Source organism: Dyella sp. S184 (assembly GCF_009766065.1).
GTDB lineage: Bacteria > Pseudomonadota > Gammaproteobacteria > Xanthomonadales > Rhodanobacteraceae > Rhodanobacter.
In genome coordinates this window covers 127,584-152,892 of the sequence record NZ_LMUE01000009.1, presented here as the reverse complement: position 1 = coordinate 152,892, position 25,309 = coordinate 127,584, and the positions used below count along the sequence as shown (strand labels likewise).

General features: G+C 63.5%; 21 protein-coding genes. 7 read left to right on the top strand and 14 right to left on the bottom strand.

The genetic code is table 11. The features are described from left to right. Positions 1-283: 283 nt before the first annotated feature. Positions 284-505: a hypothetical protein gene (locus tag GSQ75_RS12795; RefSeq protein WP_158755268.1), complete on the bottom strand. Its 222-nt coding sequence runs from the start codon at positions 503-505 to the stop codon at positions 284-286. A 93-nt stretch (positions 506-598) separates the two neighbouring features. Next, positions 599-1,081, bottom strand: coding sequence for a peroxiredoxin (locus tag GSQ75_RS12790; protein ID WP_158755267.1), 483 nt, complete (start codon positions 1,079-1,081; stop codon positions 599-601). Between the two features lie 257 nt (positions 1,082-1,338). Here GSQ75_RS12790 and GSQ75_RS12785 point away from each other — a divergent pair, with 257 nt between their 5' ends. After that, positions 1,339-2,238, top strand: a complete 900-nt coding sequence (locus GSQ75_RS12785) for a DnaJ C-terminal domain-containing protein (protein ID WP_158755266.1) — start codon at positions 1,339-1,341, stop codon at positions 2,236-2,238. 78 nt (positions 2,239-2,316) lie between these two features. Here the strand turns inward: GSQ75_RS12785 and GSQ75_RS12780 are convergent, their stop codons facing one another. The 9 genes from GSQ75_RS12780 to GSQ75_RS12740 form a co-directional block, all read right to left on the bottom strand. Further along, positions 2,317-2,682 (bottom strand): response regulator, encoded by a 366-nt coding sequence (locus GSQ75_RS12780; RefSeq protein ID WP_158755265.1) that lies wholly within the window; start codon positions 2,680-2,682, stop codon positions 2,317-2,319. A gap of 69 nt (positions 2,683-2,751) precedes the next feature. Then, positions 2,752-3,750, bottom strand: coding sequence for a YhdH/YhfP family quinone oxidoreductase (locus GSQ75_RS12775; protein WP_158755264.1), 999 nt, complete (start codon positions 3,748-3,750; stop codon positions 2,752-2,754). A 15-nt stretch (positions 3,751-3,765) separates the two neighbouring features. Next, positions 3,766-4,362, bottom strand: coding sequence for a TIGR00730 family Rossman fold protein (locus GSQ75_RS12770; RefSeq protein WP_158755263.1), 597 nt, complete (start codon positions 4,360-4,362; stop codon positions 3,766-3,768). Between the two features lie 120 nt (positions 4,363-4,482). Beyond that, on the bottom strand, positions 4,483-5,907 hold the full coding sequence (lpdA, locus tag GSQ75_RS12765; RefSeq protein WP_158755262.1) for a dihydrolipoyl dehydrogenase: 1,425 nt from the start codon (positions 5,905-5,907) through the stop codon (positions 4,483-4,485). A 109-nt stretch (positions 5,908-6,016) separates the two neighbouring features. Then, positions 6,017-7,213, bottom strand: a complete 1,197-nt coding sequence (gene odhB / locus GSQ75_RS12760; RefSeq protein ID WP_158755261.1) for a 2-oxoglutarate dehydrogenase complex dihydrolipoyllysine-residue succinyltransferase — start codon at positions 7,211-7,213, stop codon at positions 6,017-6,019. Between the two features lie 81 nt (positions 7,214-7,294). Further along, positions 7,295-10,141 (bottom strand): 2-oxoglutarate dehydrogenase E1 component, encoded by a 2,847-nt coding sequence (locus GSQ75_RS12755; protein ID WP_158755260.1) that lies wholly within the window; start codon positions 10,139-10,141, stop codon positions 7,295-7,297. A 311-nt stretch (positions 10,142-10,452) separates the two neighbouring features. After that, entirely contained in the window at positions 10,453-11,403 is a 951-nt protein-coding gene (locus GSQ75_RS12750) for a GNAT family N-acetyltransferase (RefSeq protein WP_158755259.1), read from the bottom strand. Next, entirely contained in the window at positions 11,400-12,593 is a 1,194-nt protein-coding gene (locus GSQ75_RS12745) for a cupin domain-containing protein (protein WP_158755258.1), read from the bottom strand. The genes GSQ75_RS12750 and GSQ75_RS12745 overlap by 4 nt, the downstream gene beginning before the upstream one ends. A 39-nt stretch (positions 12,594-12,632) precedes the next feature. Further along, complete coding sequence (locus GSQ75_RS12740; protein ID WP_158755257.1) at positions 12,633-13,382, bottom strand: sulfite exporter TauE/SafE family protein; 750 nt, start codon at positions 13,380-13,382, stop codon at positions 12,633-12,635. Positions 13,383-13,542: 160 nt separating this feature from the next. On the opposite strand from GSQ75_RS12740, the gene GSQ75_RS12735 reads away from it, so the two are divergent. From GSQ75_RS12735 to GSQ75_RS12725, 3 genes are read left to right on the top strand one after another with little or no spacing between them, the layout of a single operon-like run. Then, positions 13,543-15,372: an assimilatory sulfite reductase (NADPH) flavoprotein subunit gene (locus tag GSQ75_RS12735; RefSeq protein WP_254058570.1), complete on the top strand. Its 1,830-nt coding sequence runs from the start codon at positions 13,543-13,545 to the stop codon at positions 15,370-15,372. Positions 15,373-15,385: 13 nt separating this feature from the next. After that, positions 15,386-17,068 carry an assimilatory sulfite reductase (NADPH) hemoprotein subunit gene (gene cysI, locus GSQ75_RS12730; protein ID WP_158755255.1) on the top strand — a complete coding sequence of 561 codons (1,683 nt, stop codon included), beginning with the start codon at positions 15,386-15,388 and terminating at the stop codon, positions 17,066-17,068. Beyond that, complete coding sequence (locus GSQ75_RS12725) at positions 17,065-17,787, top strand: phosphoadenylyl-sulfate reductase (protein ID WP_158755254.1); 723 nt, start codon at positions 17,065-17,067, stop codon at positions 17,785-17,787. Before cysI ends, GSQ75_RS12725 begins: the two co-directional genes overlap by 4 nt. A 25-nt stretch (positions 17,788-17,812) precedes the next feature. Here GSQ75_RS12725 and GSQ75_RS12720 read toward each other — a convergent pair whose 3' ends face one another. Then, entirely contained in the window at positions 17,813-18,805 is a 993-nt protein-coding gene (locus tag GSQ75_RS12720) for a LysR substrate-binding domain-containing protein (protein WP_158755253.1), read from the bottom strand. Between the two features lie 317 nt (positions 18,806-19,122). Between GSQ75_RS12720 and cysG the strand changes: the two genes are divergently transcribed. Both cysG and cysK read left to right on the top strand, forming a co-directional pair. Next, the gene (gene cysG / locus GSQ75_RS12715) at positions 19,123-20,613 is read left to right on the top strand and encodes a siroheme synthase CysG (protein WP_158755252.1); all 1,491 of its coding nucleotides are present in this window, start codon (positions 19,123-19,125) and stop codon (positions 20,611-20,613) included. Between the two features lie 69 nt (positions 20,614-20,682). Continuing rightward, complete coding sequence (gene cysK / locus GSQ75_RS12710; RefSeq protein WP_158755251.1) at positions 20,683-21,624, top strand: cysteine synthase A; 942 nt, start codon at positions 20,683-20,685, stop codon at positions 21,622-21,624. A 40-nt stretch (positions 21,625-21,664) separates the two neighbouring features. Here the strand turns inward: cysK and purB are convergent, their stop codons facing one another. Further along, on the bottom strand, positions 21,665-23,032 hold the full coding sequence (purB, locus tag GSQ75_RS12705) for an adenylosuccinate lyase (protein ID WP_158755250.1): 1,368 nt from the start codon (positions 23,030-23,032) through the stop codon (positions 21,665-21,667). 100 nt (positions 23,033-23,132) lie between these two features. On the opposite strand from purB, the gene GSQ75_RS12700 reads away from it, so the two are divergent. Further along, positions 23,133-24,527: a class II fumarate hydratase gene (locus GSQ75_RS12700; RefSeq protein ID WP_158755249.1), complete on the top strand. Its 1,395-nt coding sequence runs from the start codon at positions 23,133-23,135 to the stop codon at positions 24,525-24,527. 51 nt (positions 24,528-24,578) lie between these two features. Here the strand turns inward: GSQ75_RS12700 and GSQ75_RS12695 are convergent, their stop codons facing one another. Continuing rightward, a complete protein-coding gene (locus GSQ75_RS12695) occupies positions 24,579-25,289 on the bottom strand; it encodes a hypothetical protein (protein ID WP_158755248.1) in 711 nt (236 codons plus the stop codon). Positions 25,290-25,309: the final 20 nt, after the last annotated feature.

Genomic DNA, 25,309 nt, shown 5'->3' with positions numbered 1-25,309 from the left:
CACTGTGGCATCGCCATAAACGTCAGGGCGGCCCCCGTGCTCCGACAAAACGACATTGAGCCTGAGCCTTGATCTTGTCGCGAGACGCGTTTGTATCAAGGAATAGATTACCGCTGCAGAAGTCGCCACGGCGGCACAGCATGTACCAATCGCAATTACCAATTGTATCTTTTGGTCGAGTGTCAAAGCGGTGCCTCGCCAGAGGAGTAGAGCGGCCACACTCTAAGTCGCGCCCGTTATGTTGATAAGTGGAATGTCCGCTTCGGGTGGCGGACGTTACGCATCAAAGTGAGAAGCGCTTGCGTGTTAGTGGAGAGTCCATTAGCAGGTCTTCACCCAACGTACGCGCCAGTTCAGTGACGCGATCAGTCCAGCCAACATTCTCATCACTTGGAAGAGCGTACTCGGTGAAAAGGACATGTTCGCCATCAGGCATGATCCGAAAGATACGGATGCAGCCACTGACTACGTCGACTGTGACGAGATGATCATGGGCCTTCTGCATTCCTTAGCTCTCCTAGATCGCAGTTGTTCACTCGTTCGCTTTAGATCAAAACGGACGTTAGTCAATCATCTTCAACATATCGGCACACGTACCTCAATGCCCGATCGCCGCCAGCATCGCCTCGGCACTGGAAACACGTAGCTCGCCCGGCGCCTCGACCTGCAGCACGCGCACCACGCCATCTTCCGCATACAGCGCAAAGCGGCGCGTGCGCAGACCCATGCCGAATGCGGTGCCATCCAGTTCCAGTCCAAGTGCGCGGGTGAAGCTGGCGTTGCCGTCGGCAAGCATCAGCAGGCCGGCGGGGACCTGTTGTGCGGCGGCCCAGGCCTGCATCACGTAGGCGTCGTTGACGGCGAGGCACATCACGCTGATGTTGCGTTGCTGGAATTCGGCGTAATTATTGATATAGCCGGGCAGGTGCTTGTTCGAGCAGGTCGGGGTGAACGCGCCGGGCAGGCCGAACAGCAGGACTTTCCGTCCAGCGAACAGCTCGCCGGTATGGCCAGGCCTTATCCCGCCGTCGATGACCTGAATGGTGGTATCGGGAATCGTGTTGCCAGGCTGGATGGTCATGCGGGTCTCGGGATGGGAGGGAAGCTCTGCCATGCTAAATCGCCCGGTGGCGGGCTGTCGCCTTGAATCGTCGGCAGCCGGACCTATTTCTTGTGACAAGTGGTGATTGAGCGCAATCGATTCGCGGCGATAGCTGGTGAAGAAAGCGCCGGCGACGCCGGGACGCATTACCATCGGCAGTAGTCACTGAGTCAGATGTAGGGCTTGCCCGCGGCGGAGTCGATCCACCGCGGTTTTGCGTGAGTTGGGGAGTGTTGGTGGAATTCAAAGACTATTACGAGATCCTGGGTGTGAAGCTCGATGCCAGCGAAGCCGAGATCAAGGCGGCGTATCGGAAGCTCGCGCGCAAATACCATCCGGACAAGAACAAGGAAGCCGGTGCCGAGGAGAAGTTCAAGTCGGTCAACGAGGCTAACGAAGTACTGAAGGACGCCGAGAAGCGGCGCTCCTACGACCAGCTGCGCGCTGGCGGCTATCGGCAGGGCGAGCAGTTCCGGCCGCCGCCGGGCTGGCAGGGGCAGCAGGGCTTCGGTGGCGGAGACGAGGGCGATTTCAGCGATTTCTTCGAGAGCCTGTTTGGTCGCGGTGCGGCTGGCGGTGGTCAGCGTGGCCAGCCGCGCCCACGCCGCGGCCAGGACGTTCAGGCGTCGGTGCGAATCGACCTGCAGACGGCGTTCGACGGCGGCCGTACGCGGTTGGCGATGCATGATCCGGCCGGTGGCGAGCGCGTGCTGGAAGTGAAGATTCCAGCCGGCATCAACCCCGGACAGGTGATCCGCCTTTCCGGGCAGGGCCAGCCAGGCATGGCTGGCGGCCCGAATGGCGACCTGCTGCTGGAAGTGGGCATTCACGACGATGCGCGTTTCCGCCTGGACGGCCGCAACGTGGTGCATGTGTTGCCGATCACGCCGTGGGAAGCAGCACTCGGTACCACGGTGCCGGTGCCGACCCTGGCCGGCACGGTGGATCTGCGCATCCCGGCGGGGTCGCAGTCGGGGCGCAAGCTGCGCCTGAAGGGCCGTGGCATGCCCGGCACGCATCCGGGCGATCAGATGGTGGAACTGTCGATCCGAGTGCCAGTGGCAGACAACGACGATCAGCGCGCGGCCTACGAAGCGCTGCATGAGCACTTCAAGGATTTCGATCCACGCCGGTAATCAGGGTGTCAGTTGGCCAATGAAAAACGGCGCCGAAAGGCGCCGTTTGCATCTGCGTGATGAGTTGCCGGACCAAGGTCAGTGCGGCAGGAACTCGTTCAGCGCCTTGACCAGTTCCTCTTCCTTGATCGGCTTGGTCACATAGGCCTTGGCGCCCTGGCGCATGCCCCAGACCTTGTCGGTTTCCTGATCCTTGGTGGTCACCAGGATGATCGGGATATGCGCGGTGTCGGCATTCTTGCTGATCGTGCGCGTCGCCTGGAAGCCGTTGAGATTGGGCATCACCACGTCCATCAGGATCAGGTCGGGTTTTTCCAGCTTGGCGACTTCGACACCAGCGGCGCCATCTTCGGCGGAAAGAGTCTCATGCCCGAGTTTTTCGACGATCCGCTTGATGCCCAGCAATTGGGACGGGGAGTCATCGACGATCAGAATACGTGCCATAAGGTGATAGTCCCCAGCGAGTTTCGGTGATTCTAAGCCGTGGCGGCCTTTCTTCCAAGCACGGTTTCGTCAAACCGTGTCGCCGATGCGTACCAGTGTGCGGCCAAACGAGTTGCCAGCGAGCATGGGCGCAAATACTTCGGGCAGTTCGTCGAGGCTGATTTCGTGCGTGGCAATGCGCTCGAGGTGCTGCGGCTTCCAGTCGCTGGCCAGATGCTGCCAGACCTCGTCACGGATGTCGCGTGCGGTACCGGCCGAGGCGATACCAAGCAACGAGGCGCCGCGGATGATGAACGGCATCACGGTGCTGTCGAACGCGATGCCGCCGGCATTGCCGCAGATCGCCACGTTGCCGTAAGGCGTGATCAGCGGCAGCAGGCCGGCCAGCATCGCGCCACCGACGTTGTCCAGCGCGCCACCGAAACGAACCGAATCCATCGGCTTGCCACTGAAGGCGAGAGCATGGCGGTCGACGCACGATGTTGCGCCCAGACTGCGCAGGAAGTCGAAGTGATCAGCCTTGCCGCTGATCGCGTGCACTTCGTAACCGGCGCGGGTGAAGATATCGATCGCGAGCTGGCCGACGCCACCACTGGCCCCGGTCACGGCAAGTGGCCCGAGTGCTGGCGTCTGTCGGTTGTCTTGCATGCGCAGCAACGCCAGCGCGGCGGTGAAGCCGGCGGTGCCGAGAATCATGCTTTCGCGCAGGCTCAGGCCTGCTGGCAGCGGAATCGTCCAGCGCGCATCCAGTCGCGCGTATTCGCCGTAGCCGCCGTCGCGCGTCTCGGATAGGCCTGAGCCAGTGCACAGCACTGCGTCGCCTTCCTTGAACGCCGGATCGGTGGAGGCGACTACGTGGCCAGCCACGTCGATGCCGCCGTTCAGCGGGTACTCGCGGAGGATCTTGCCCTTGCCAGTACCAGCCAGCGCATCCTTGTAGTTGACCGAGGAATACGCCGTCCTGATCAGCACTTCGCCTGCCGAGAGTGCATCGGTGGAGATCGTTTCGATGCCGGCGCGATAGCCAGCGTCATCGTTGTGGATGCGAAAGGCGCGGAACGTGGTCATCTCGAATCTCCGGTTTCAGGCCTTGATGCTGGACGGGCCGATCACGCGGGACGCGTTGCCGCCGTCGTAACTGCCCATCCAGTCGAACAGTGCGGTCATCGAGTCGCCGAACCAGACGCTGTCGCGCTGGCCGGCTTTCACGAAGCCTTCGTCGACCATGTGATCCATCATCGTGCGCAGGCCATCGTAATAACCACGCACATCAAGGAACGCACACGGATAGCGATGCAGGCCGAGCTGCGCCCAGGTCAGCATCTCGAACATCTCATCCATCGTGCCGAAACCACCGGGCAGGGCGACGAAGGCGTCGGACAGTTCATACATGCGCGTCTTGCGCTGATGCATGGTCTCGACCACCTGCAGCTCGCTCAGCCCTGGGTGCGCCACCTCGAGTTCCACCAGCTGGCGCGGAATCACGCCGAAGACCTTGCCACCGCCAGCCAGCACGGCATCAGCCACGGTACCCATCAGGCCAACCTTGCCGCCGCCGTAGACCAGGGCGATGCCCCGCCGGGCCATTTCGGCGCCGAACGCGCGGACCTGCTCGGTGTATTCAGGATACTTGCCACTGCTGGAGCCGCAGTAGACGCAGAGCGATTTTACTTCAGCCATTCCTTACCTCCAGAAACGCGAAACCCGTCCTTGGGAGACGGGTCGCGTGTGATCGTCTGTGGACCTGGATCCCGGATCGACGCACATCCATGTGCTATCCGGGATGAAGCCATCCTGGCCTCAATTGCCTTTGTGGATCGCGCGCTTGTCGACCGACAGCGCGGCTTCGTGCACGGCCTCGGACAGCGTCGGATGCGCGTGGACGATGCGGGCCAGATCCTCGGACGAGCCCTTGAACTCCATCGCGACGACGCACTCGGCGATCAGCTCGGAGACGCCGGGGCCAACCATGTGCACGCCGAGGATGCGATCGGTCTCGGCATGGGCAAGCATTTTCACCTGGCCGACGGCCTCGTTCATCGCGACGGCACGGCCGATCGCGGCGAACGGGAAGCTGCCGACCTTGTACGGGATGCCGGCGTCCTTCAATTCCTTTTCGGTCTTGCCGGCCCAGGCGATTTCCGGCTCGGTGTAGATCACCCAGGGCACCGTGTCGTAGTTGACGTGGCCGGCCTTGCCGGCGATCCACTCGGCTACCGCCACGCCTTCTTCGGAACCCTTGTGCGCGAGCATCGGGCCGCGCACCGCATCGCCGATCGCCCACACACCGTCGACGCCGGTGTGGCAGTGCTCGTCGACCACGATGCGACCGCGCTCGTCCAGCTTCACGCCGGTGTCGTCAGCCAGCAGGCCAGCGGTGTAGGCGCGACGGCCCACGGCGACCAGCAGCTTGTCGACGACGAGATTCTGCTCGCCATCCTTGTCGGTGTAGGTGAGGTGCACGCCATCCTTCTTCACCTCGGCCTTGTTGAGCTTGGCGTTGAGCTTGATGGTCAGACCCTGCTTGGCGAATTCCCGGGCGGCCACCTTGGCCACGTCGGCATCGGCGACAGCAAGGAACTCCGGCAGCGCTTCGATGATGGTGACTTCGGCGCCGAGACGGCTCCACACGCTGCCAAGCTCGAGGCCGATCACGCCAGCGCCGATCACGCCCAGGCGCTTCGGCACTTCGGTGAAGTCCAGCGCACCAGCATTGTCGACGATCGCCTTGCCGTCGAACTTCGCGAACGGCAGTTCGATCGGCACCGAGCCGGAGGCGAGGATCACGTTGGTCGCGCTGATCGTCTGCTTGGCGCCATCGGCACCGGTGATCTCGACGTTGTTGCCTTTGAGCAGCTTGCCGGTACCGAAGTACGGCGTGATCTTGTTCGCCTTGAACAGCTGCGCCACGCCGCCAGTGAACTGCTTGACGATCTTGTCCTTGCGACCGACGAAGGTGGGCACGTCGATCTTCGCGTTGTCGGCGGTGATGCCGTGCACGCCGAAGTTGTGCGTGAGGTTGTGGAACTGGCGCGAGGAATCGAGCAGCGCCTTGGACGGGATGCAACCCACGTTGAGGCAGGTGCCACCCAGTGCCTGCTTGCCGTCCTTGCCGGCGAAGGCATCCACGCAGGCGGTCTTCAGGCCCAGCTGGGCGGCGCGGATCGCGGCCACATAGCCGGCCGGGCCGGCGCCGATGACGATGACGTCGTAGTGTTCGCTCATTTCATTCGCTCACGGGAATAGGGAAAGGGGAATAGGGAATCGGAAGAGCAGAGCGGGCGGCGCTTTCAACCATTCCCGACTCCCCATTCCCGATTCCCGGTTGCTCGGCCTAAAGGCCGAGCAACATGCGCTGCGGATTCTCCAGCTGGTTCTTGATATCGACCAGGAACAGCACCGCGTCCTTGCCGTCGATGATGCGATGGTCATACGACAGCGCGATGTACATCATCGGCGCGGCGATGATCTGGCCGTTCTCGACGATGGCGCGGTCCTTGATCGTGTGCATGCCCAGGATCGCGCTCTGCGGCGGGTTAACGATCGGGGTGGACAGCAGCGAACCGAAGGTGCCACCGTTGGTGATGGTGAACGTGCCGCCCTGCAGGTCATCGAGCGACAGCTTGTTCGCGCGCGCCTTGACGGCATAGTCGGCGATGCCTTTCTCGACGTCGGCGAAGCTCATGTCCTGCACGTCGCGCAGCACCGGGGTGACCAGACCCTTGTCGGTGGACACGGCGATCGAGATGTCCTGGTAGCCGTGATAGATCACGTCGTTGCCGTCGACCGAGGCGTTGACGAACGGATAGCGCTTCAGCGCTTCGGCCGCGGCCTTGACGAAGAAGCTCATGAAGCCGAGCTTGACGCCGTGTTCCTTCTGGAACGCCTCGCCCAGCGACTTGCGCATCTTCGTCACCTCGGCCAGGTTCACTTCGTTGAACGAGGTGAGCATGGCGATCGAGTTCTTCGACTGCATCAGGCGTTCGGCGATGCGCAGGCGCATGCGGGTCATCGGCACACGCTCTTCCGGACGAGAGCCCGGGGTCGGCTTCGCGGCAGGTGCGGCGGCGGCCGGAGCGGGCGCGCCCTTGCCGTAGTTGACCAGGTCTTCCTTGGTCACGCGGCCATCGCGGCCGGTGCCGGCGACCTTGGACGGATCGATCTTTTCTTCGGTGGCCACGCGCAGGCCGGCCGGGGACAGATCCTCGGCTCCCTTGGCTGCAGCCTTCGGTGCGGCAGCGGCCGGTGCAGCAGCAGCGGCCTTCGGCGCTTCTGCCGGTGCGGCGGCAACCGCGCCTTCCTCGATGATCGCGATGATCTGCTGGCTGTTGACCGTGTCACCCACCTGCTGGCGGATTTCCTTCAGCACGCCGTCGACCGGCGAGGGCACTTCCAGCACCACCTTGTCGGTTTCGAGATCGACCAGGTTCTCGTCGCGCTTTACCGCGTCGCCGGCCTTCTTGTGCCAGCTGGCGATGGTGGCGTCGGAGACGGACTCGGGCAGAACGGGGACTTTGACTTCGATGGACATCGGATTTCCTTAATTAGTGCGTTCATCCCTGAACGCCAAGGTCAAAAAGCGGCCATCCATGGCCGCACTCTTTAAGTTTTTTTATTCTACCGAGTGATCGGTGCCGACCGCTGCAACCAGCGCCTGCTCGACGAGCGCTGCCTGTTCGGCGACATGGGTATTGAGGTGACCGGCAGCCGGTGCCGGCGAACGCGCGCGTCCTGCGTACGAGAGACTTTGCTTGCTGCCGATGCAGGCCTGCAGGTGATGACGGATCTGGAACCAGGCGCCCTGGTTCATCGGCTCTTCCTGGCACCAGATCACTTCCTTCACGGAGGGATACTTGTCCAGTTCGGCGGTGACTTCGGTGCGCGGGAACGGATACAACTGCTCGACGCGCACGATCGCCACGTCGGTCAGGTTGCGCTTGTCGGCTTCTTCCAGCAGGTCGTAGTAAACCTTGCCCGAGCACAGCACGACGCGCTTGACCTTCTTCGCCGGCAGCTCGCGATGCTCACCGATCACCAGCTGGAAGCTGCCGTTGGCCAGCTCATCCAGTGTCGACACCGCCAGTTTGTGGCGCAGCAGCGATTTCGGCGTCATCACGATCAGCGGCTTGCGCACCGGGCGCAGCATCTGGCGGCGGATCATGTGGAAATCCTGCGCCGGCGTGGTTGGCACGCAGACCTGCATGTTTTCCAGCGCACACATCTGCAGAAAGCGTTCGAGACGCGCCGACGAATGCTCCGGGCCCTGGCCTTCATAGCCGTGCGGAAGGAACAGCGACAGACCGCACAAGCGGTTCCACTTCGACTCGCCGGAACTGATGAACTGGTCGATCACCACCTGGGCGCCATTGGCGAAATCGCCGAACTGAGCCTCCCAGATATGCAGCGTGTCCGGGTCGGTGGTGGCATGGCCGTACTCGAAGGCCATCACGGCCTCTTCGCTGAGCAGCGAATCGATCACTTCGACGTCGGCACCGCCGCGGATCGTCGCCAGCGGCATGTAGGTGTGGCCGTCCTTCTGGTCGTGCAGCACCGCATGGCGATGGAAGAACGTACCGCGGCCGGAGTCCTGGCCGACCAGACGCAGGTTGTGGCCGGCGTCGATCAAGGTGGCGTAGGCGAGGTTCTCGGCAAAGCCCCAGTCGCCCGGTTGCTCGCCGGCAGCCATCTTGCGGCGGTCGTCGTAGATCTTCGCCACACGTGCCTGCAGGGTGATGTCTTTCGGCAGGTCGAGGATCTTCGCCGCCAGATCGAGCAGCTTCTGTTTCGGCACCGTGGTGTCCACCGGTGTCGCCAGCTTGTTGCCGAGGAAGCGCGTCCAGTCGATTTCGGAGTCACGGACTGGCGATGGATTCAGGTCGGCCATCGGCTCGCCGGCTTCGAGCCGGTTGCGGTAGGTTTCGAACTGCTTCTGCGCCTCGCCCTCGGCCAGCACGCCTTCCTTCACCAACTTCTGCTGATAGAGATCGCGCGTGGTCGGGAGCTTGCGGATGACCTGGTACATCACTGGCTGCGTCGCGGCCGGTTCGTCGGCCTCGTTGTGGCCGTGGCGGCGATAGCAGACCAAGTCGATCACCACATCCTTGCGGAACTGCTTGCGGAACTCATAGGCGAGCCGGGTGACGGCAATCACTGCTTCCGGATCGTCGCCGTTCACATGTAGCACCGGTGCATTGACCATCTTGGCGAGGTCGGTGCAGTACATGGTGGAGCGGGCGTCTTGCGGATTGGACGTGGTGAAGCCGACCTGGTTGTTGATCACGATGTGCATGCTGCCGCCGATCTTGAAACCGCGGGCCTGCGACATGTTGAACAGCTCCATGTTTACGCCCTGGCCGGCCAGCGCGGCGTCGCCATGGATCACCACGGCCATCGACTGCGTATGCAGGGTGTCGTGGCGACGGGTCTGTCGCGCATGCACCGAACCGGTCACCACCGGATTGACGATCTCAAGGTGCGACGGATTGAACGCCAGCGCCACGTGCACGGCGCCCTTGGGCGTCTTGACGTCGGCGGAGAAGCCCATGTGGTACTTCACGTCGCCTGAGTGGGCCGGGTCGTCCGGATGCTCGAACTTGCCCTCGAATTCATCGAACAGGGTCTTCGGTGGCTTGCCGAGGATGTTGACCAGCATGTTGAGGCGGCCACGATGGGCCATGCCGATCACCAGCTCCTTGATGCCGTTGTCGCCGGCAGCACGCACGACGTCATCGATCATCGGGATCATGCTGTCGCCGCCTTCCAGCGAGAAGCGCTTCTGGCCCACGTATTTCGTGTGCAGGTAGCGCTCCAGGCCCTCGGCTGCGGTCAGGCCATCCAGCACACGCTGCTTGCCGGCCTTGTCCAGGGTGCTCTTGCCGGCGGCCTGCTCGAGGCGGCTGTAGATCCAGTGGCGCTGCTCGTGGTTGCTGATGTGCATGAACTCCGCGCCGATCGTGCTGGCGTAGGTCTTCTGCAAACGGCTCAGCAGGTCGCGCAATTTCAGGCGCTGGCCGCCACCAGCGTAGTTGCCGGTGTCGAATTCGGTATCCAGGTCGGCATCGGAGAGGCCATGGAAGGCAAGGCCGAGATCCGGGGCCGACATCTTCTCGGTGAGGCCGAGCGGGTCGAGATCGGCGGCGAGATGACCACGCGAGCGGTAGGCGGTAAGCAGGCGCAGCACGCCAGCCTGCTTGCGCGCATGCTCGTCACTCACCGGTGCGGCGGCAATGCCGTTACCCGAATGGCGCTGCTTCTGCGCGGCCTCGATACGGGCAATGGCCGGGACATGCGAGACATCCCCTGAATCGCGACCCTTGAAGGTCTCGAAATATTTGCTCCACTCGGCGGGTACCGACGAGGCGTCGGTCAGCCAGGTGTCATAAAGCGATTCAACATAGTCGGCGTTACCGCCAGCGAGTTGGGAGGACTCGAAGAACTCGCGAATCAGGTTTGTAGTCACGTCACCACCGGCAGGGAAGGGATGCTTGCGGCCATCCGTGTGACCTTGAAGTCGAGGTTTTCCGTCGGTATTCAAGCCCGACAGACCCTTCAAGCGGATGACTGGAGAGAATCCGGACAATTATAGCCTTTGCCTGCTGCGACGCGACAACCTACAAGTGACCCGAAACGGGTTGTTGGCGGGTATTTTTATCGAGGACTCGCCGATTTTTTCGTCGCAGGCGACGATCTGGCGTGTTTTGACGGCGCGCTCGGCGATCGGCAGCTGAAATCGTCGGGCCAGCTGGTGTTCAGCCGGTTCCGTCATGACGGCTAGATATCCAGTGCCTGCAGGGCGCTGGCGCGCTCGGCGCGCTCCCATATTTCATCGAAATGCTGTTGCAGTGGCGCCTGGGCGGCGCGGTCATGGCGGGCTGCGCGACCTTGCGGACGATTCGCCTCGGGCAGGAACAGGTAACCGCCGACGTCGTTGAGCAGATAGGCCGAGACATAGGCCAGGTCGGCTTCCTCCACGGGCATGCGGATCTGCATCGAACTTGGCAGGCGCTGTGCCAGCGCAATCAGGCGATGGTCGTTGCGCAGGGCTGCGGCTGGATCGTGCAGCAGGATGCGGATTTGCGCGCCGCGGCCGGAGATCGCCAGACGCCGCAGCTCAGCCAGCTCTTCCACGCTGGCGTAGCTGTCATTGCCGAGCAGTGGCAGGTAAATGGCCAGGCGATGGCGTGCATCGACCAACAACTGCAGTCGGGCGGCGGCGGTTTCGCTGCGCGTGGTGGCAGGCAGTGCACCGGTATCGCGCGAGGGTGTCTCGTCTTCGACGTTAGCCGACAAGGCCATGCGCATGGCCCGATGCGGCAGGCCGGCGTCCTCGAACTCCTCGCCATACGCAGTGAAACCTTCGCGTTCGTAGAAGCCGAGGGCACTGACCTGTGCATCCAGCGCCACGTCCGGCCAGCCTTGCGTGCGGGCACGTCCGATCAGCTCACGCAGCAAGGCTACGCCGACGCCGTTGCCACGCCATTCCGGCAACACCGCCATGCGGCCGATCTTGTGGGCTGGCGTGAGCCGGCCGCAGCCGATCGGTTGCCCGGTATCGTCACGTGCCAGCACGTGCCAGCAATCCACATCGAGTCCATCCCGTTCGCGTTCCTCAGGTACACCCTGTTCCTGAATAAACACCGTGCTACGCAGGTCGAGCAAGGCCGCACGCTGATCCTCGCGCGACCACTCGGCGATTTCGACGTGGAAGTTCTGCAACTTCATCGGCGGCGGGATTTTCTCGGCAGGAGGTGGCCGTCATTGATCAACGCCAGCAGCAGGGCGCGTTCGGTAGCGTTCGGTTTGCCGGCAAGGCTGAGTGCGCGCTGCTCACACAGCTGCTGCGCCAGCGCGGGTGTGGCCGGATAGGCATGGCCGCTGACATATAGCGTGCAGCCGGATTTGCCCTGACTCCAGGCCAGCCGTGACCAAGGATGGCGCAGCAGTTGCGCACCCGCAGCGAGCTGTTTGGCCAGTGCTGCCTCATTCAGGAGTTTTTCCAGCGGCGCCGGCACCTGCGCGTTGCGGTAGCGGGTGATGAAGCGACCGAACCAGTCGTGCAGCATGTCGTCGCGCAGCACCGCCGCAAACGGCAGCGCCATCTTCAGGCGTTCGATGGCGGCGCGGTCGATCTCGCCGGTGGCCTTGGCCGGTTTCAGGTCCGGATCGGCATAACGCAGCTCTTCCGGCAGGTGCTCGGCGATATGGTCAGCCAGGTCACCGGTCAGTTCGGCTTGCGAGGGTGCGCGCATGCCGATCGAAAACGTCATGCACGGGCCGCCGAAGGCAACGCCGTCGTGCGGGACGCCCGGCGGCAGGTACAGCATGTCGCCCGGTTCCAGCAGCCATTCGTGGGTCGACTCGAAGTGGGCAAGCTGTTTCAGTTCAACATCGTGGCGGAATTCCTTCGGCGCCATCGGATCATCGCTGATCGCCCAGTGGCGCTGACCAAGCCCCTGTAGGAGAAACACGTCGTACTGGTCGACATGGGCGCCGACGCCGCCGCCCGGTTCGGCGTAGGAGACCATGATGTCGTCCAGGCGCCAGCTCGGCAGGAAGCTGAAGTGATCGAGCAGCCCGGCAACGTCCGCATCCCACTTGTCCACATCCTGCACCAACAAGGTCCAGTTGGTGCTTGGAGTCTTGGCGAAATCGGCCTCGCTCAGCGGGCCGGGATTGACGTGCCAGCGGTCACGCTTCTCGTCATGCACGATCAGCCGGGCCAGTGCACCGTCCTCGCAGGCGAGGCCGGCCAGGTCGTCGGGTTGCAACGGCGGCTGGAAATCGGCGAACGCGCCACGGATCAGTAGCGGTCGTTTCTGCCAGTAATCGCGCAGGAAGTGGGCTGGGCTCATGCCCAGTGGGCGGCTGATGCTGCCGCGGACTTCGATCGGGAGGTGCTTGGTTGGGCTCATCGGCCCATTGTAGTGACGGCGGGCGGGTTTGGATCGGTCTCAGCCGAACATGCGGACCGCATTGTTGATACCCAGCGCGAGCACGGCGAAGCCGGCCAGCATCGTCGCGGCCCGCGCCGGGATGCGACGGATGAACAGTGCGCCGAACGGTGCGGCAAGCACGCCGCCGATGATCAGGCCGATCACGGCGAAGCCATGGCTGGTGCCGATAGTGAGCAGGAAACTCATGCTGGCGGCGATGCTTACCACGCATTTGGCCAGGTGCACGCTGCCAATGACCACGCGTGGCGGCAGCCCGCGCGCGAGCAGGATGGTGACGGTCAGTGCGCTCCAGCCGCCACCGCCGATCGCGTCGACAAAGGCGGCCAGCAGCCCCATCAACCCGGTGCCACGGGGTACATCGGTACGCTGTCCTGGCTGGTGGCTGCGGCGGAAGAGCAGAAACAGGCCCATGCCCAGCAGATACGGGGTCAAGGCGATGCGCATCCACTGCGGTGGCACGTTGACCGCCACCAGCACACCGAGCAGGGCACCCAGTACGCCAGGTATCACCAGCGCAAGAAACAGTGGGCGCCGCACATTGCCGGCCAGCAGGTGGCTGATGCCGGAGGCGCCACAGGTGAAGGTCTCGGCGTAATGCACGCTGGCACTGGCGGCGACCGGGGGCATGCCCAGGCCCATCAGCAACCCGGCGGAGGTCACGCCATAGGCCATGCCCAGCGCGCCGTCGATCAGCTGGGCAAAGGCACCGACGGCAATGAATGTAAGCAGCTCAGTCAAGTCTGGCACGTCAATCGAAGTGGTTGTCGCGGGAGAGTATCAGTCCTGTACCGAGACGTATAGAAATGAACGGCTGGCATAACGACATTCCAACATATGCTTTCTGATGCGGACACAAGGCTTATTAACATGGACGTCAAGACGTAAAGACGTCCAAAAGGAAGAGCATGTGAATGCCGCACTGAAATCGCCACAGCTTGACTCGACACTTGATGCCGACAAGCTGGCGCAGCTTGCCAGGCTGACGAGCGGTCTGTCACCGGCGGACCTCTACTGGATTGCAGCATACAGTGCAGCTCTTGCGGCGCGCTTGCCGGCATATGCCGGGCTGGCGGTGGTCGGCGAGCCGTCGGCAGTGCCAGCCGGGCAGGCTGGCGAGCGACTCAGCATCGTCTATGGCAGCCAGACCGGCAACTCGCGGCGTGTAGCCGAACAACTGGCAGGCAACGCAGAAGCAGCGGGGCTGCTGGTTCGCCTGCTGCGTGCCGGGGCCTATCCTTTGCGCGAGCTGGCGCAGGAGCACCATCTCGTGGTGGTGATCAGCAGCCAGGGCGATGGCGATCCGCCGGATGATGCGATCGGCTTCATCGAGTTCATTTCCGGCAAGCGCGCCCCCAGGCTGCCGCAGCTGAAGTTCGCCGTGCTGGGGCTGGGCGACTCGAGCTATCCGAAGTTCTGCGCGGTCAGCCGTGAGCTTGATGCGCGCCTGATCGAGTTGGGCGCCAGCCGTTTTAGTACGCTTGGTGAGGCAGATGTGGATTTCGACTCGACTGCCGCCGAGTGGTCGGCTGGCGTTTTGGAGACGGCACGCGAGGTCCTGAGCGTTCCCGCAGCTTCGGCACGCCATGCCAGTCCGCTGCATGCGGTCAGTGCACCGCCGCAGCATTCGCGGGACAACCCGTTTCCGGCAGCGGTTCTGGAAAACCAGCGCATCGTGTCGCGAAACAGTGATCGCGACGTGCGCCATATCGAGCTGTCGCTTGAAGGTTCGGGCCTGCGCTATGAGCCGGGCGATGCGGTTGGCGTGTGGCCGCAGAACCCGCCAGCGCTGGTCGAACAGTGGCTGTCGACGTTGAAACTCGATGGCGCGAACGAGGTCGAGCATGACGGCAGGCGCTTGCCGCTGGCGCGCTGGCTGAGCCATGAGCGTGAACTCACCCGGTTGACCCGGTCGCTGGTGGTGGCGCAGGCCACTGCGACCGGACATGGCGACCTGCAGCGAGTGCTTGAGCCGGGGCAGCAGGCTGCCTTCGCGCGATTGCTGGAAAGCCACCAGCCGATCGACCTGTTGCGCGAATTTCCGACGAGCTGGGATGCTGCACAACTGATCGCTGCGCTGCGCCCGTTGACACCGAGGCTGTACTCGATCGCGTCCAGCGCCAGGGTAGTGGGGCATGATGAGGTGCATCTGACAGTCGGCGTGGTGGAGTACGCCGCGCATGGCAGCGTCCACTACGGCGCCGCCTCAGCCTTTCTCGCCGCTACCGGTGATGACACGCGGGTGCCGGTATTTGTCGAGAAGAACGAGCGCTTCCGGCTGCCTGCCGATAGCAGTCGTGACGTGATCATGATCGGCCCCGGCACCGGCATCGCGCCATTCCGCGCCTTCGTGCAGGAGCGTCAGGCGACGGCCACCAGTGGCCGCAACTGGCTGTTCTTCGGCAATCGCCATTTCGCGCAGGACTTCCTCTATCAGGTGGAGTGGCAGGAGGCTCTGCGCAGCGGCGCATTGCACCGCCTCGACCTGGCGTTCTCAAGAGATTCCGCCCAGAAAATCTACGTGCAGCAACGTATCCGCGAGCACGGCCGCGAGTTGTACGCGTGGCTGCGCGAGGGGGCGCATCTATATGTCTGCGGGGATTCCGCGCATATGGCGAAGGATGTGCATGAGGCGCTGCTGGAAATCATTACCGTACACGGACGCCAGTCTGCGGCAGACGCCAAGGCGTGGCTGGCCGAGTTGCTGCAACAGGGGCGTTACGCCCGCGATGTCTATTGATCCGAGTCAGCCCATGCCTTCCCATTTCGAAACAGTCAAACAAGAAAGTCGCTTCCTGCGCGGGGGCATCGCCGAAGGGTTGGCTGACCCGGTCACCGGTGCGATCAGCGAGGATGACAACAAGCTGCTCAAGTTCCACGGCAGCTACCTGCAGGATGATCGCGACATCCGCGACGAGCGTCGCCGCCAGAAGCTCGAGCCGGCGTATGCCTTCATGGTGCGCGCGCGCCTGCCCGGCGGGGTGATGACGACGGCACAATGGCTGGCGTTCGACAAGATCGCCGGCGATTACGCCAGCAGTGGTCTGCGCATTACCACGCGGCAGACCTTCCAGTGGCACGGCATCATCAAGCGCGACCTGAAGCCAACCATCGCGGCGATCGACGCGGCCATGGCCAGCACGATCGCCGCTTGCGGCGACGTGAACCGCAACGTGGTATGCAATGCCAATCCGGTCGAGTCGCAGGCACACGAGCATGCGTATGCGTGGGCGGTGCGCCTGTCCGAGCATCTCGAGCCGAAGACCCGCGCTTATCACGAGCTGTGGCTCGACGGCGAAAAGCTGGTCGGCGAAGAGGAGGTTGAGCCGCTGTACGGACCGACGTACCTGCCGCGCAAGTTCAAGATCGGACTGGCGATCCCTCCGCTCAACGATATCGACGTATTTGCCCAGGACCTGGGCCTGATCGCGATCGTCGAGGAGGATGGTCGGCTGGCCGGCTTCAATGTAGCCATCGGCGGCGGCATGGGTGCCAGCCACGGCGATCCGTCGACCTATCCGCGGCTGGCCGATGTGATCGGCTTCGTGCTGCCGGAGCAACTGCTGGCGCTGGCCGAAACCGTGATTGCGGTGCAACGCGACTGGGGCGATCGCGAGGAGCGCAAACATGCCCGCCTGAAATACACCATCGATCGGCATGGGCTGGCCGCATTCAAGGCCGAGCTGGAACAGCGCCTCGGCTTTGCACTGCAGGCGGAGCGCGCGTTTCGCTTCGACCACAACGGCGATCGTTACGGCTGGATCGAAGGCCATGCCGGTCGCTGGCACCTGACCCTGCAGGTCGAGTCTGGCCGCCTGCTCGATAATGAGGCGCACACCTGGCTCAGCGGCATGCGCGAGCTGGCGGCGATACACAAAGGCGACATCCGCCTGACCTGCAACCAGAACCTGATCATCGCCAACGTGGTGGCTGCGGATCGCGCTGCCATCGATGAACTGGTCGCCCGTCACGGCATGGACGGTTACCGGAAGCACAGCGCCATCCGGCAGCACGCGATTGCGTGCGTGGCGTTGCCCACATGCGGACTGGCGATGGCCGAAAGCGAGCGCTATCTGCCGCTGCTGTTGCCTAAGCTGGAAGCGTTACTGGATCGCCACGGGCTGATCGATGCACCGATCCTGCTGCGCCTGTCCGGCTGCCCGAATGGCTGCTCGCGCCCATACCTGGGCGAGATCGCCCTGATCGGACGTGCCCCTGGTCGTTACGACCTGCGCCTTGGCGCGGATTTTCGTGGCCAGCGCTTGAATCAGCTCTACCGCGAAAATGTCGACGAGGCCGCCCTGCTTGATGTTCTCGACCAGCTGTTTGCCCGCTTTGCCGGTGAACGTGCGGCGGGAGAACACTTCGGCGATTTCCTGCTGCGCGCGGCTGTATTGAGTCAGCCGCGGCTGATTCCGCTCAAGGTCAGTGCATGAGCGCGATCGAATTGCCACGCAACCCACGTGATCGGCGCGCGTTGGCCAGATTGAATGACTGGTTGGCTGGCCAGACGGCCGAGCAGCGCGTGGCGTGGGCGTTGCAACACACTCCCGGCAGGCACGCACTGTCGTCGAGCTTCGGTGCGCAGGCAGCCGTCTCGCTGCATCTGCTGACTCGCCAGCAGCCGGATATCCCGGTGATCCTGATCGATACCGGTTATCTGTTTCCCGAAACCTATCAATTCGTCGATACGCTGGCTGAGCGCCTCGAGCTTAATCTCAAGGTCTACCGGCCAATGATCGGTCGGGCCTGGGCCGAGGCGCGTTATGGGCGGCTATGGGAGCAGGGCGTCGAGGGCATCGATCGCTACAACAGCATCCGCAAGGTCGAGCCGATGCAGCGCGCCCTGACTGATCTTGGCGTGCAGAGCTGGTTTGCGGGGCTGCGGCGCAGCCAGTCGAGGAGCCGTCAAGACATCGCGTTTGTCGAGTGGAATCGCAACCGCTGGAAATTCCATCCGATCGCCGACTGGAGCGACCGCGACGTGGGCATGTATCTGCAACGTCACGGTTTGCCGTATCACCCGCTGTGGGATCAAGGCTACATCTCGATCGGCGATACCCACACCACCCGCCGCTGGGAACCCGGCATGGAAGAGGAGGACACCCGTTTCTTCGGACTCAAGCGTGAATGCGGGTTGCACGGCCCGGGTTGATGCCGGGCCGGGGTTGGCTGATGGATCAGGCGGCGTCGGTCAGCGCTGCCTGCGACCGTTCCCGCCAGTGCGGCACGGCCGGCCAGTCACCAGCCGCATCGGCGGCCAGCGCGCGCGCCACTTCGCGGCGATGCAGATGTGGCGCAAACAGGCTGATGAACTCCAGCACATAAGCACGCAGCACGCGTTCGCGACGCAGCACGATCCAGGTCGTGCATGACGGAAACAGGTGGTCGGCCGGCAACACCTGCAGGTCGGTGTCCGTGGGCAACATCGCCATCTCGGCCAGCACGCCGATGCCCAGGCCGACACGTACATACGTCTTGATCAGGTCGGCGTCACTGGCGGTCATCGCGATCTGCGGCGTCAGGTCGGCAGCGTCGAACGCCCGACGCAGCGATGACTCCGCCTTCTGTGAGGAGTCGTAGCTGATCAGCGGCAGGGCCGCCAATTGCTCCAGCGTTACCGGTTGCTTGTGCTTGGCCAGCGGGTGGTTCCGTGGCACCACGATCACCCGCTGCCAGTGGTAGGCAGGTAATGCGATGCCATTCGCTGGCGGTGCGCCGGTGCTGCTGACCACGGCCAGGTCGACCCGGCCAGCCTCCAGCTGTGCCAGCACCTCGGCGTCGCGAACTGGCTGCAGGTGCACGCTGACCTGTGGATAGTCGGCATTGAGCGCGCCGATTGCCGCGGGCAGGGCAAAACGTGCCTGGGTATGGGTGGTGGCGATGCGCAGTTCGCCGTGAGCCTCGTTGCGCAGGTTCGCGGCGATCGAACGGATATTGCCGGCCTCGGCGAGGATCGTGCGTGCGCGCTCCAGCACCTGGGCGCCGGCCGGGGTTACCGAGTCGAGGCTCTTGCCCTTGCGCACGAACAACTGGAAACCGAGTTCGTCCTCAAGCTGCCGCAGCTGCTTGCTCAGCCCGGGCTGGGTGGCATGCACGCGCTCGGCGGCAAGCGTGATGTTGAGGCCGGAGTCGGCGATGGCGATGAGATAGCGCAATTGTGTAAGCGTCATGACGATGGATCCGTAGGCGGTCGTGGTCGATGGATTGAGGCGCGAGCGAAGTACAGATACATCGCATGGAGCAGGTCGACATCGTGGATGGCATGGCGATGGCAGCGACGCCAGGGTCGCTGAGGATGCTTGCTCGATGATGGATTGTGCCGGTCATTGTTAGACGTCTATACGGCTATTTAACAAATAAGTCAACAATTTTTATGGGCGGCCATAACCCGATGGCATATGTGTGCCAGCACAAATCATTTGCCGGACGGGCGTCCCGTTCGTAGCGTGGCCCTGTATCCACCCGTGCAAGGCAGGTTCATCGCATCATGAAGCTCTATCCGCTGTTCGCTGATCTGTCCCACCGTGCCGTACTGGTGGTAGGTGGCGGCGCGGTCGCCGAACGCAAGATCGCCGCGTTGCTCGGCGCCCAGGCACAGGTGACGGTGAACGCGCCGGTGCTGACGCCGCAGCTGCGGCGCTGGGTCAGCGAAGGACGCATTGCGCATCGTGCTGATGCTTTCCAGGAAGGCTGGCTCGAGCGGATCTGGCTGGTGGTGGCGGCCACCTCTGATCGTGAGACGAACGCCCTGGTCGCCACGCTGGCAGGGCTGCGGCGGATTTTCGTCAACGTGGTCGACGACGCGACGCTATCGAGTTTCCACGTGCCGGCCGTGGTTGATCGTGCACCGCTGATGATCGCGATCTCCAGTGGCGGCGAGGCACCGATGCTGGCGCGGTTGCTGCGCGAACGGCTGGAGACCTTGCTTGACCATTCGCTGGGCGCGCTGGCGACGCTGGCCGCCCGGTTGCGTAGTCGGATTCGGGCGCGACTGCCGGACATGGCGGCGCGGCGGCAGTTCTACGAAACCCTGTTTGCCGGCCCGGTCGCGACGCTGCTGCGCCAAGGGAAGTCGAAGGAGGCAGGGCAGGCGGCGGAGCAGGCACTGGCATCGGCGTCACCGGCGCACCCGGGATCGGTCGTGCTGGTGGGCGCCGGCCCCGGCGATCCGGGCCTGCTGACGCTGCGCGCCTTGCGTGCACTGAACGAGGCGGACGTGATCCTGCACGACCGGTTGGTCAGTACCGAAGTACTGGAACTGGCGCGGCGCGATGCCGAGCGCATCGAGGTTGGCAAGCAGGCGGGCAATCATCACACCACCCAGGATGGCATCCATGCCTTGCTGCTGGAGCATGCGTGCGCGGGTCGACGGGTGGTGCGGCTGAAGGGTGGCGATCCGTTCGTGTTCGGCCGTGGCGGCGAGGAGCTGGAGTTCCTGCGCAGCCACGAGATTCCCTACGAGGTGGTGCCGGGCATTACCGCTGCAGTGGCTTGCGCAGCCTATGCCGGCATACCGTTGACGCATCGCGATCATGCCCAGTCGGTACGTTTCGTCACCGCGCATTGCCGCAATTCGCTCGACACGCTGGACTGGCTGGCGCTGGCACAAGAGCAGCAGACGCTGGCGGTGTACATGGGCGTGGGTGGACTGGCGTCGCTGCAGGCGCGGTTGATCGAACACGGTCGCGCGGCCACGACCCCGTTTGCGTTGATCGAGAACGGCTCGCGCGCGGAACAGCGGGTGGTGATCGGCACCTTGGCGAACCTGGCCGAGCGTGCGTCTGCTCACGCCGTGGGCTCGCCGGCGCTGCTGATCCTGGGTGAAGTCGCGGCACTGGCGCAATCCTTGGCCTGGTTCGGTCAGCCGCCACTGGGTGCGACGGTGCACGATATTCGCGCGGCCGCCACGGGTAGGCGTAGCAGCATCCCGCCAGCGCCGGTGCATGCCGATCTGCTGGCCGCAATCCACCGTGGCTGACGATAGTTTTACCTGTGTGGGCGCATCATCGCCGACGCTGTTTTCCCGCCGGTTCCCATGGAGTGACCCATGATCTACAACAGCATCCTCGACACCATTGGCAATACGCCGATCATCAAGCTCCACCGCCTGGCTCCGAAGCACGTCGAGCTTTACGTGAAGGTAGAGGCATTCAATCCGGCCGGCTCGGTGAAGGACCGCCTGGCGCTGGCGATCATCCTCGATGCCGAGCAACGCGGCACGCTCAAACCCGGCCAGACGGTGGTCGAAGCCACCTCGGGCAACACCGGCGTGGCCCTGGCAGCGGTGTGCGCTGCACGCGGCTATCCGTTTGTCGCGGTGATGACCGAGACCTTCTCGATCGAGCGACGCAAACTAATCCGCGCCTATGGCGGCAAGGTGCTGCTGACGCCGGCCGCTGCGCGCGGCACCGGCATGGTGCAGAAGGCGGCAGAGCTGGCGCAGAAACACGGCTGGTTCCTGGCCCGCCAATTCGAGAATCCGGCGAACCCGGCCTATCACCGCCAGACCACGGCGCCAGAGATCCTGCGCGACTTCGCCGGTCGTCGGCTGGACTATTTCGTCAGCGGCTGGGGTACCGGTGGCACCATTACCGGCGTCGGCGAGGTGCTGAAGGTGGCGCGGCCGGAGGTGAAGATCATCGCCTCCGAGCCAGCTGGCGCGGCGCTGCTGTCAGGCAAGGATTGGCAGCCGCACAAGATCCAGGGCTGGACGCCGGACTTCGTGCCGGCCGTTCTCAACCGTTACGTGGTTGACGAGATCCTGCCGGTCGACGATGTGCTGGCCCGCGATACCTCCAGGGCACTGGCGCAGCAGGAGGGCATCTTCGTCGGGATATCGTCCGGCGCCACGCTCGCCGCAGCACTGCAGGTGGCGGCCGATGCACCGCATGGCTCGGTCCTGCTGGCGATGCTGCCGGACACCGGCGAACGCTACCTGTCGACCTTCCTGTTCGAAGGCGTCAACGAGGGTTCGGACGAGATCGAATGACAACAAAAGGCCCGCATCTGCGGGCCTTTTGTTGTGTGACTCAGACGTCTTTCGCCAGCGTCTCGGCGAGTCCGATATAGCTGGCGGGCGTCAGTTCGAGCAGGCGCTGTTTCGCCTCGGCTGGGAGCTCAAGGCTGGTAATGAAGGTGCGCATCGAGTCGCGGGTGATGCCCTGGCCACGAGTCAATGCCTTGAGCTGTTCGTACGGCTCGGGCAGGCCATAGCGGCGCATCACGGTCTGCACGGCTTCGGCGAGCACTTCCCAGCTGGCGTCGAGGTCGGTGGCGAGGCGGTCGGCATTGACGGTGAGCTTGCCGAGACCCTTCTTCAGCGATTCCAGCGCCACCAGGGTGTGGCCGAACGCGGTGCCCAGCGCACGCAACACGGTGGAGTCGGTGAGGTCGCGCTGCCAGCGGCTGATCGGCAGTTTCTCGGCGAAATGACCAAGCAATGCATTCGCGAGCCCGAAGTTGCCTTCGGCATTCTCGAAGTCGATCGGGTTAACCTTGTGCGGCATGGTCGACGAGCCGACTTCGCCGGCTTTCAGCGACTGCTTGAAGTAGCCCAGCGAGATGTAGCCCCAAATGTCGCGGGCCAGGTCGATCAGGATGACGTTGGCGCGGCGCACCGCATCGCAGTATTCGGCGACGCCATCATGCGGTTCGATCTGGGTGGTGTAGGCGTTGTAGCCGAGGCCGAGGCTTTCCACGAAACGCTGCGAGAAGCCCTGCCAGTCGACTTCCGGATAAGTGATGGCATGCGCGTTGTAATTGCCGACCGCGCCGTTGATTTTTCCGGAAATATCCACTGCGGCGAGCTGCTTTCGCTGGCGTTCGAGACGCGCGACCACGTTGGCGATTTCCTTGCCCAGCGTGCTGGGCGAGGCGGTCTGGCCGTGCGTGCGCGAGAGCATCGGCAATGCGGCATTGGCGTGCGCCAGTGCGCGCAGCTGGGCGATCACGGCGTCGAACATCGGCAGCAGCACCTGTTCGCGTGCATCACGCAGCATCAGGGCGTAGGACAGGTTGTTGATGTCCTCGCTGGTGCAGGCGAAGTGCACGAATTCCTTCGCTTGGGCCAGGCCGGCATCGGCACCGATGCGTTCCTTGATGAAGTACTCGACCGCTTTCACGTCGTGGTTAGTGGTCCCCTCGATCGCCTTGATCCGGTTGCCGTCTTCCACGCTGAAGCGGGTGGCGATCGCCTTCAACATGTCGATCTGCCCGGCATTGAATGCCGGCAATTCGACGATGCGCGGATCGGCGGCCAGCGCCAGCAGCCACTCGATCTCCACCTGCACGCGGCGGTGCATCAGGCCGAACTCGCTGAAGATCGGGCGCAGCGCTTCGACCTTGCTGGCGTAGCGGCCGTCCAGTGGCGACAGGGCGGTCAGGGCGTGGGTGGACATCGCGGGTATTCCGGTATGGGGAAACACCCATTTTACATTGCCAGCGGCTTCATGCCCGGCGGCTTATAGTCAGCCGGTATTTCCCAGCCAGGATCCGGCCATGAGCGGTTTTCGCATCGAACACGACAGTATGGGTGAGCTGAAGGTGCCGGCAGACGCGCTATATGGCGCCCAGACCCAGCGCGCGATCGACAATTTCCCGATTTCCGGCCTGCACCTGCCGCGCCCGTTCATCCGTGCGTTGGGCTTGATCAAGGCGGCGGCGGCCGAGGTTAACCTGTCGATGGGCTATCTCAAGAAGAATCAGGCCGCGGCGATCCGCAAGGCGGCGCTGGCGGTGGCGGATGGCCAGTACGACGCACAGTTCCCGATCGACATCTTCCAGACCGGCTCGGGTACCAGCACCAATATGAATGCGAATGAGGTGATCGCGCATCTGGCGGTGAAGGGCGGTACCAAGGTGCATCCGAACGATCACGTCAATTACGGGCAGAGTTCGAACGACGTCATCCCCACCGTGATCCACGTCAGCGCCACGCTTACCACCAGCGAACAATTGCTGCCGGCGCTCAAGCATCTGCAGAAGACCATCGACAAGCGCGCTCGCGAGCTGCGGAATATACCGAAGACCGGCCGCACGCATCTGATGGACGCGATGCCGATCACCTTCGGCCAGGAGTTGTCCGGCTGGTCGGCGCAGATCGGTTCGGCGATCGAGCGCATCGAGGATGCCTTGAAGCGCATGCGCCGGTTGCCGCAGGGTGGCACTGCCGTGGGCACCGGCATCAACGCCGATCCGAAATTCGGTTCGGCAGTGGCAGTGCAGCTTAAGAAACTGACGGGTGTGAAGTTCGAGTCGGCGGAAAACTATTTCGAGGGCATGGCCTCGCAGGACGCGGCGGTAGAACTGTCCGGTCAGTTGAAGACGCTGGCGGTGGCGCTGATGAAGATCGCCAACGACTTGCGCTGGATGAATTCAGGCCCGCTGGCCGGCTTGGGCGAGATTGAACTGCCGGCGTTGCAGCCGGGTTCGTCGATCATGCCGGGCAAGGTCAACCCGGTGATTCCGGAGGCCACCGCGATGGTGGCAGCGCAGGTGATCGGCAACGATGCCAGCATCACGATTGCTGGTCAGTCCGGCAACTTCCAACTCAACGTGATGCTGCCGCTGATCGCGCACAACCTGCTGCAGTCGATCGGGATCCTGAGCAACGTCAGCGTGCTGCTGGCCGACAAGTCGATCGCCGGTTTCAAGGTCAATACCGCGCGGGTCAATCAGGCGCTGGCGATGAACCCGATCCTGGTCACCGCGCTGAACCCGGTGATCGGTTACGAGAAGGGCGCGGCCACCGCCAAGCAGGCGTACAAGGAGCATCGGCCGATCATGGACGTGGCGCTGGAAACCACCGGACTGTCGAAGGACGAGTTGAAGAAGCTGCTTGATCCGCTGACCCTGACCAAGGGCGGTATCCACGGTGGGGGTGGTGGCGGTTGAATGCGCCCACGGCCCTCATTGCATCGTGCATGAGGGCCGTGGTTGCCTGGATCAATCCGAGAACACGGCGAAGCCTTTCTTGCCGTTCTTGTCAGCCATGTCCTTGCCGCAATCATCGACGTCCTTTTGCTGCATGGTTGCGTAGGGCCTGAACTCGGGCATCGCTGCCGCCAGTTTCTGCTGCGTGGACAACAGGTCAGGCAGTCGCTGGCACAGCTTTGCAGCGGCGGCCTCGATCTTGTCGGTTTGTGGCTTGATGCTCGCTTCGATCTCCTTGTCGCTCTTGCCGCTGAGCGCACCCCAGATCGCCTGCTTGGCCGCGGTGACGCCGATGTCCGCGCCGCTGGCGCCGATGTCCATGCCAGCCTCGGCGATGCCGATGATCTGCTGGCGGTAATCCACCAGCATGGTGTGCTGTTCCGGCGTGGCCTGCACCGGCTTGCCGGCGATCACCAGCTCGCCTTGCGGGGTGATTACCGCCTTGACACGGGTATCGTCGTGGTGATGCGAGCCGTTGCCGACGTGGACGTCACTCACGCTGATGTCCTTGGTGACCAGCTCCCGTTTGGCCTGCTCGATTCCCTTGCGGACCTCGTCGGCAATCATCGACGAAGAGGTCTGCTCCTGGACTTCCTTCGCTGCCTGAGTCGTGTCGCTGGCGGCGCCTGATGGGTTGTTGCCCTGGCCTGATTGGCTGCAGGCGGTCAGCGGCAGCAGCAGAGCCGATGCAAGGATGCCGATGGTGATCGCGTTGGTTTTCATCGATGTTCTCCCCGTTGAAG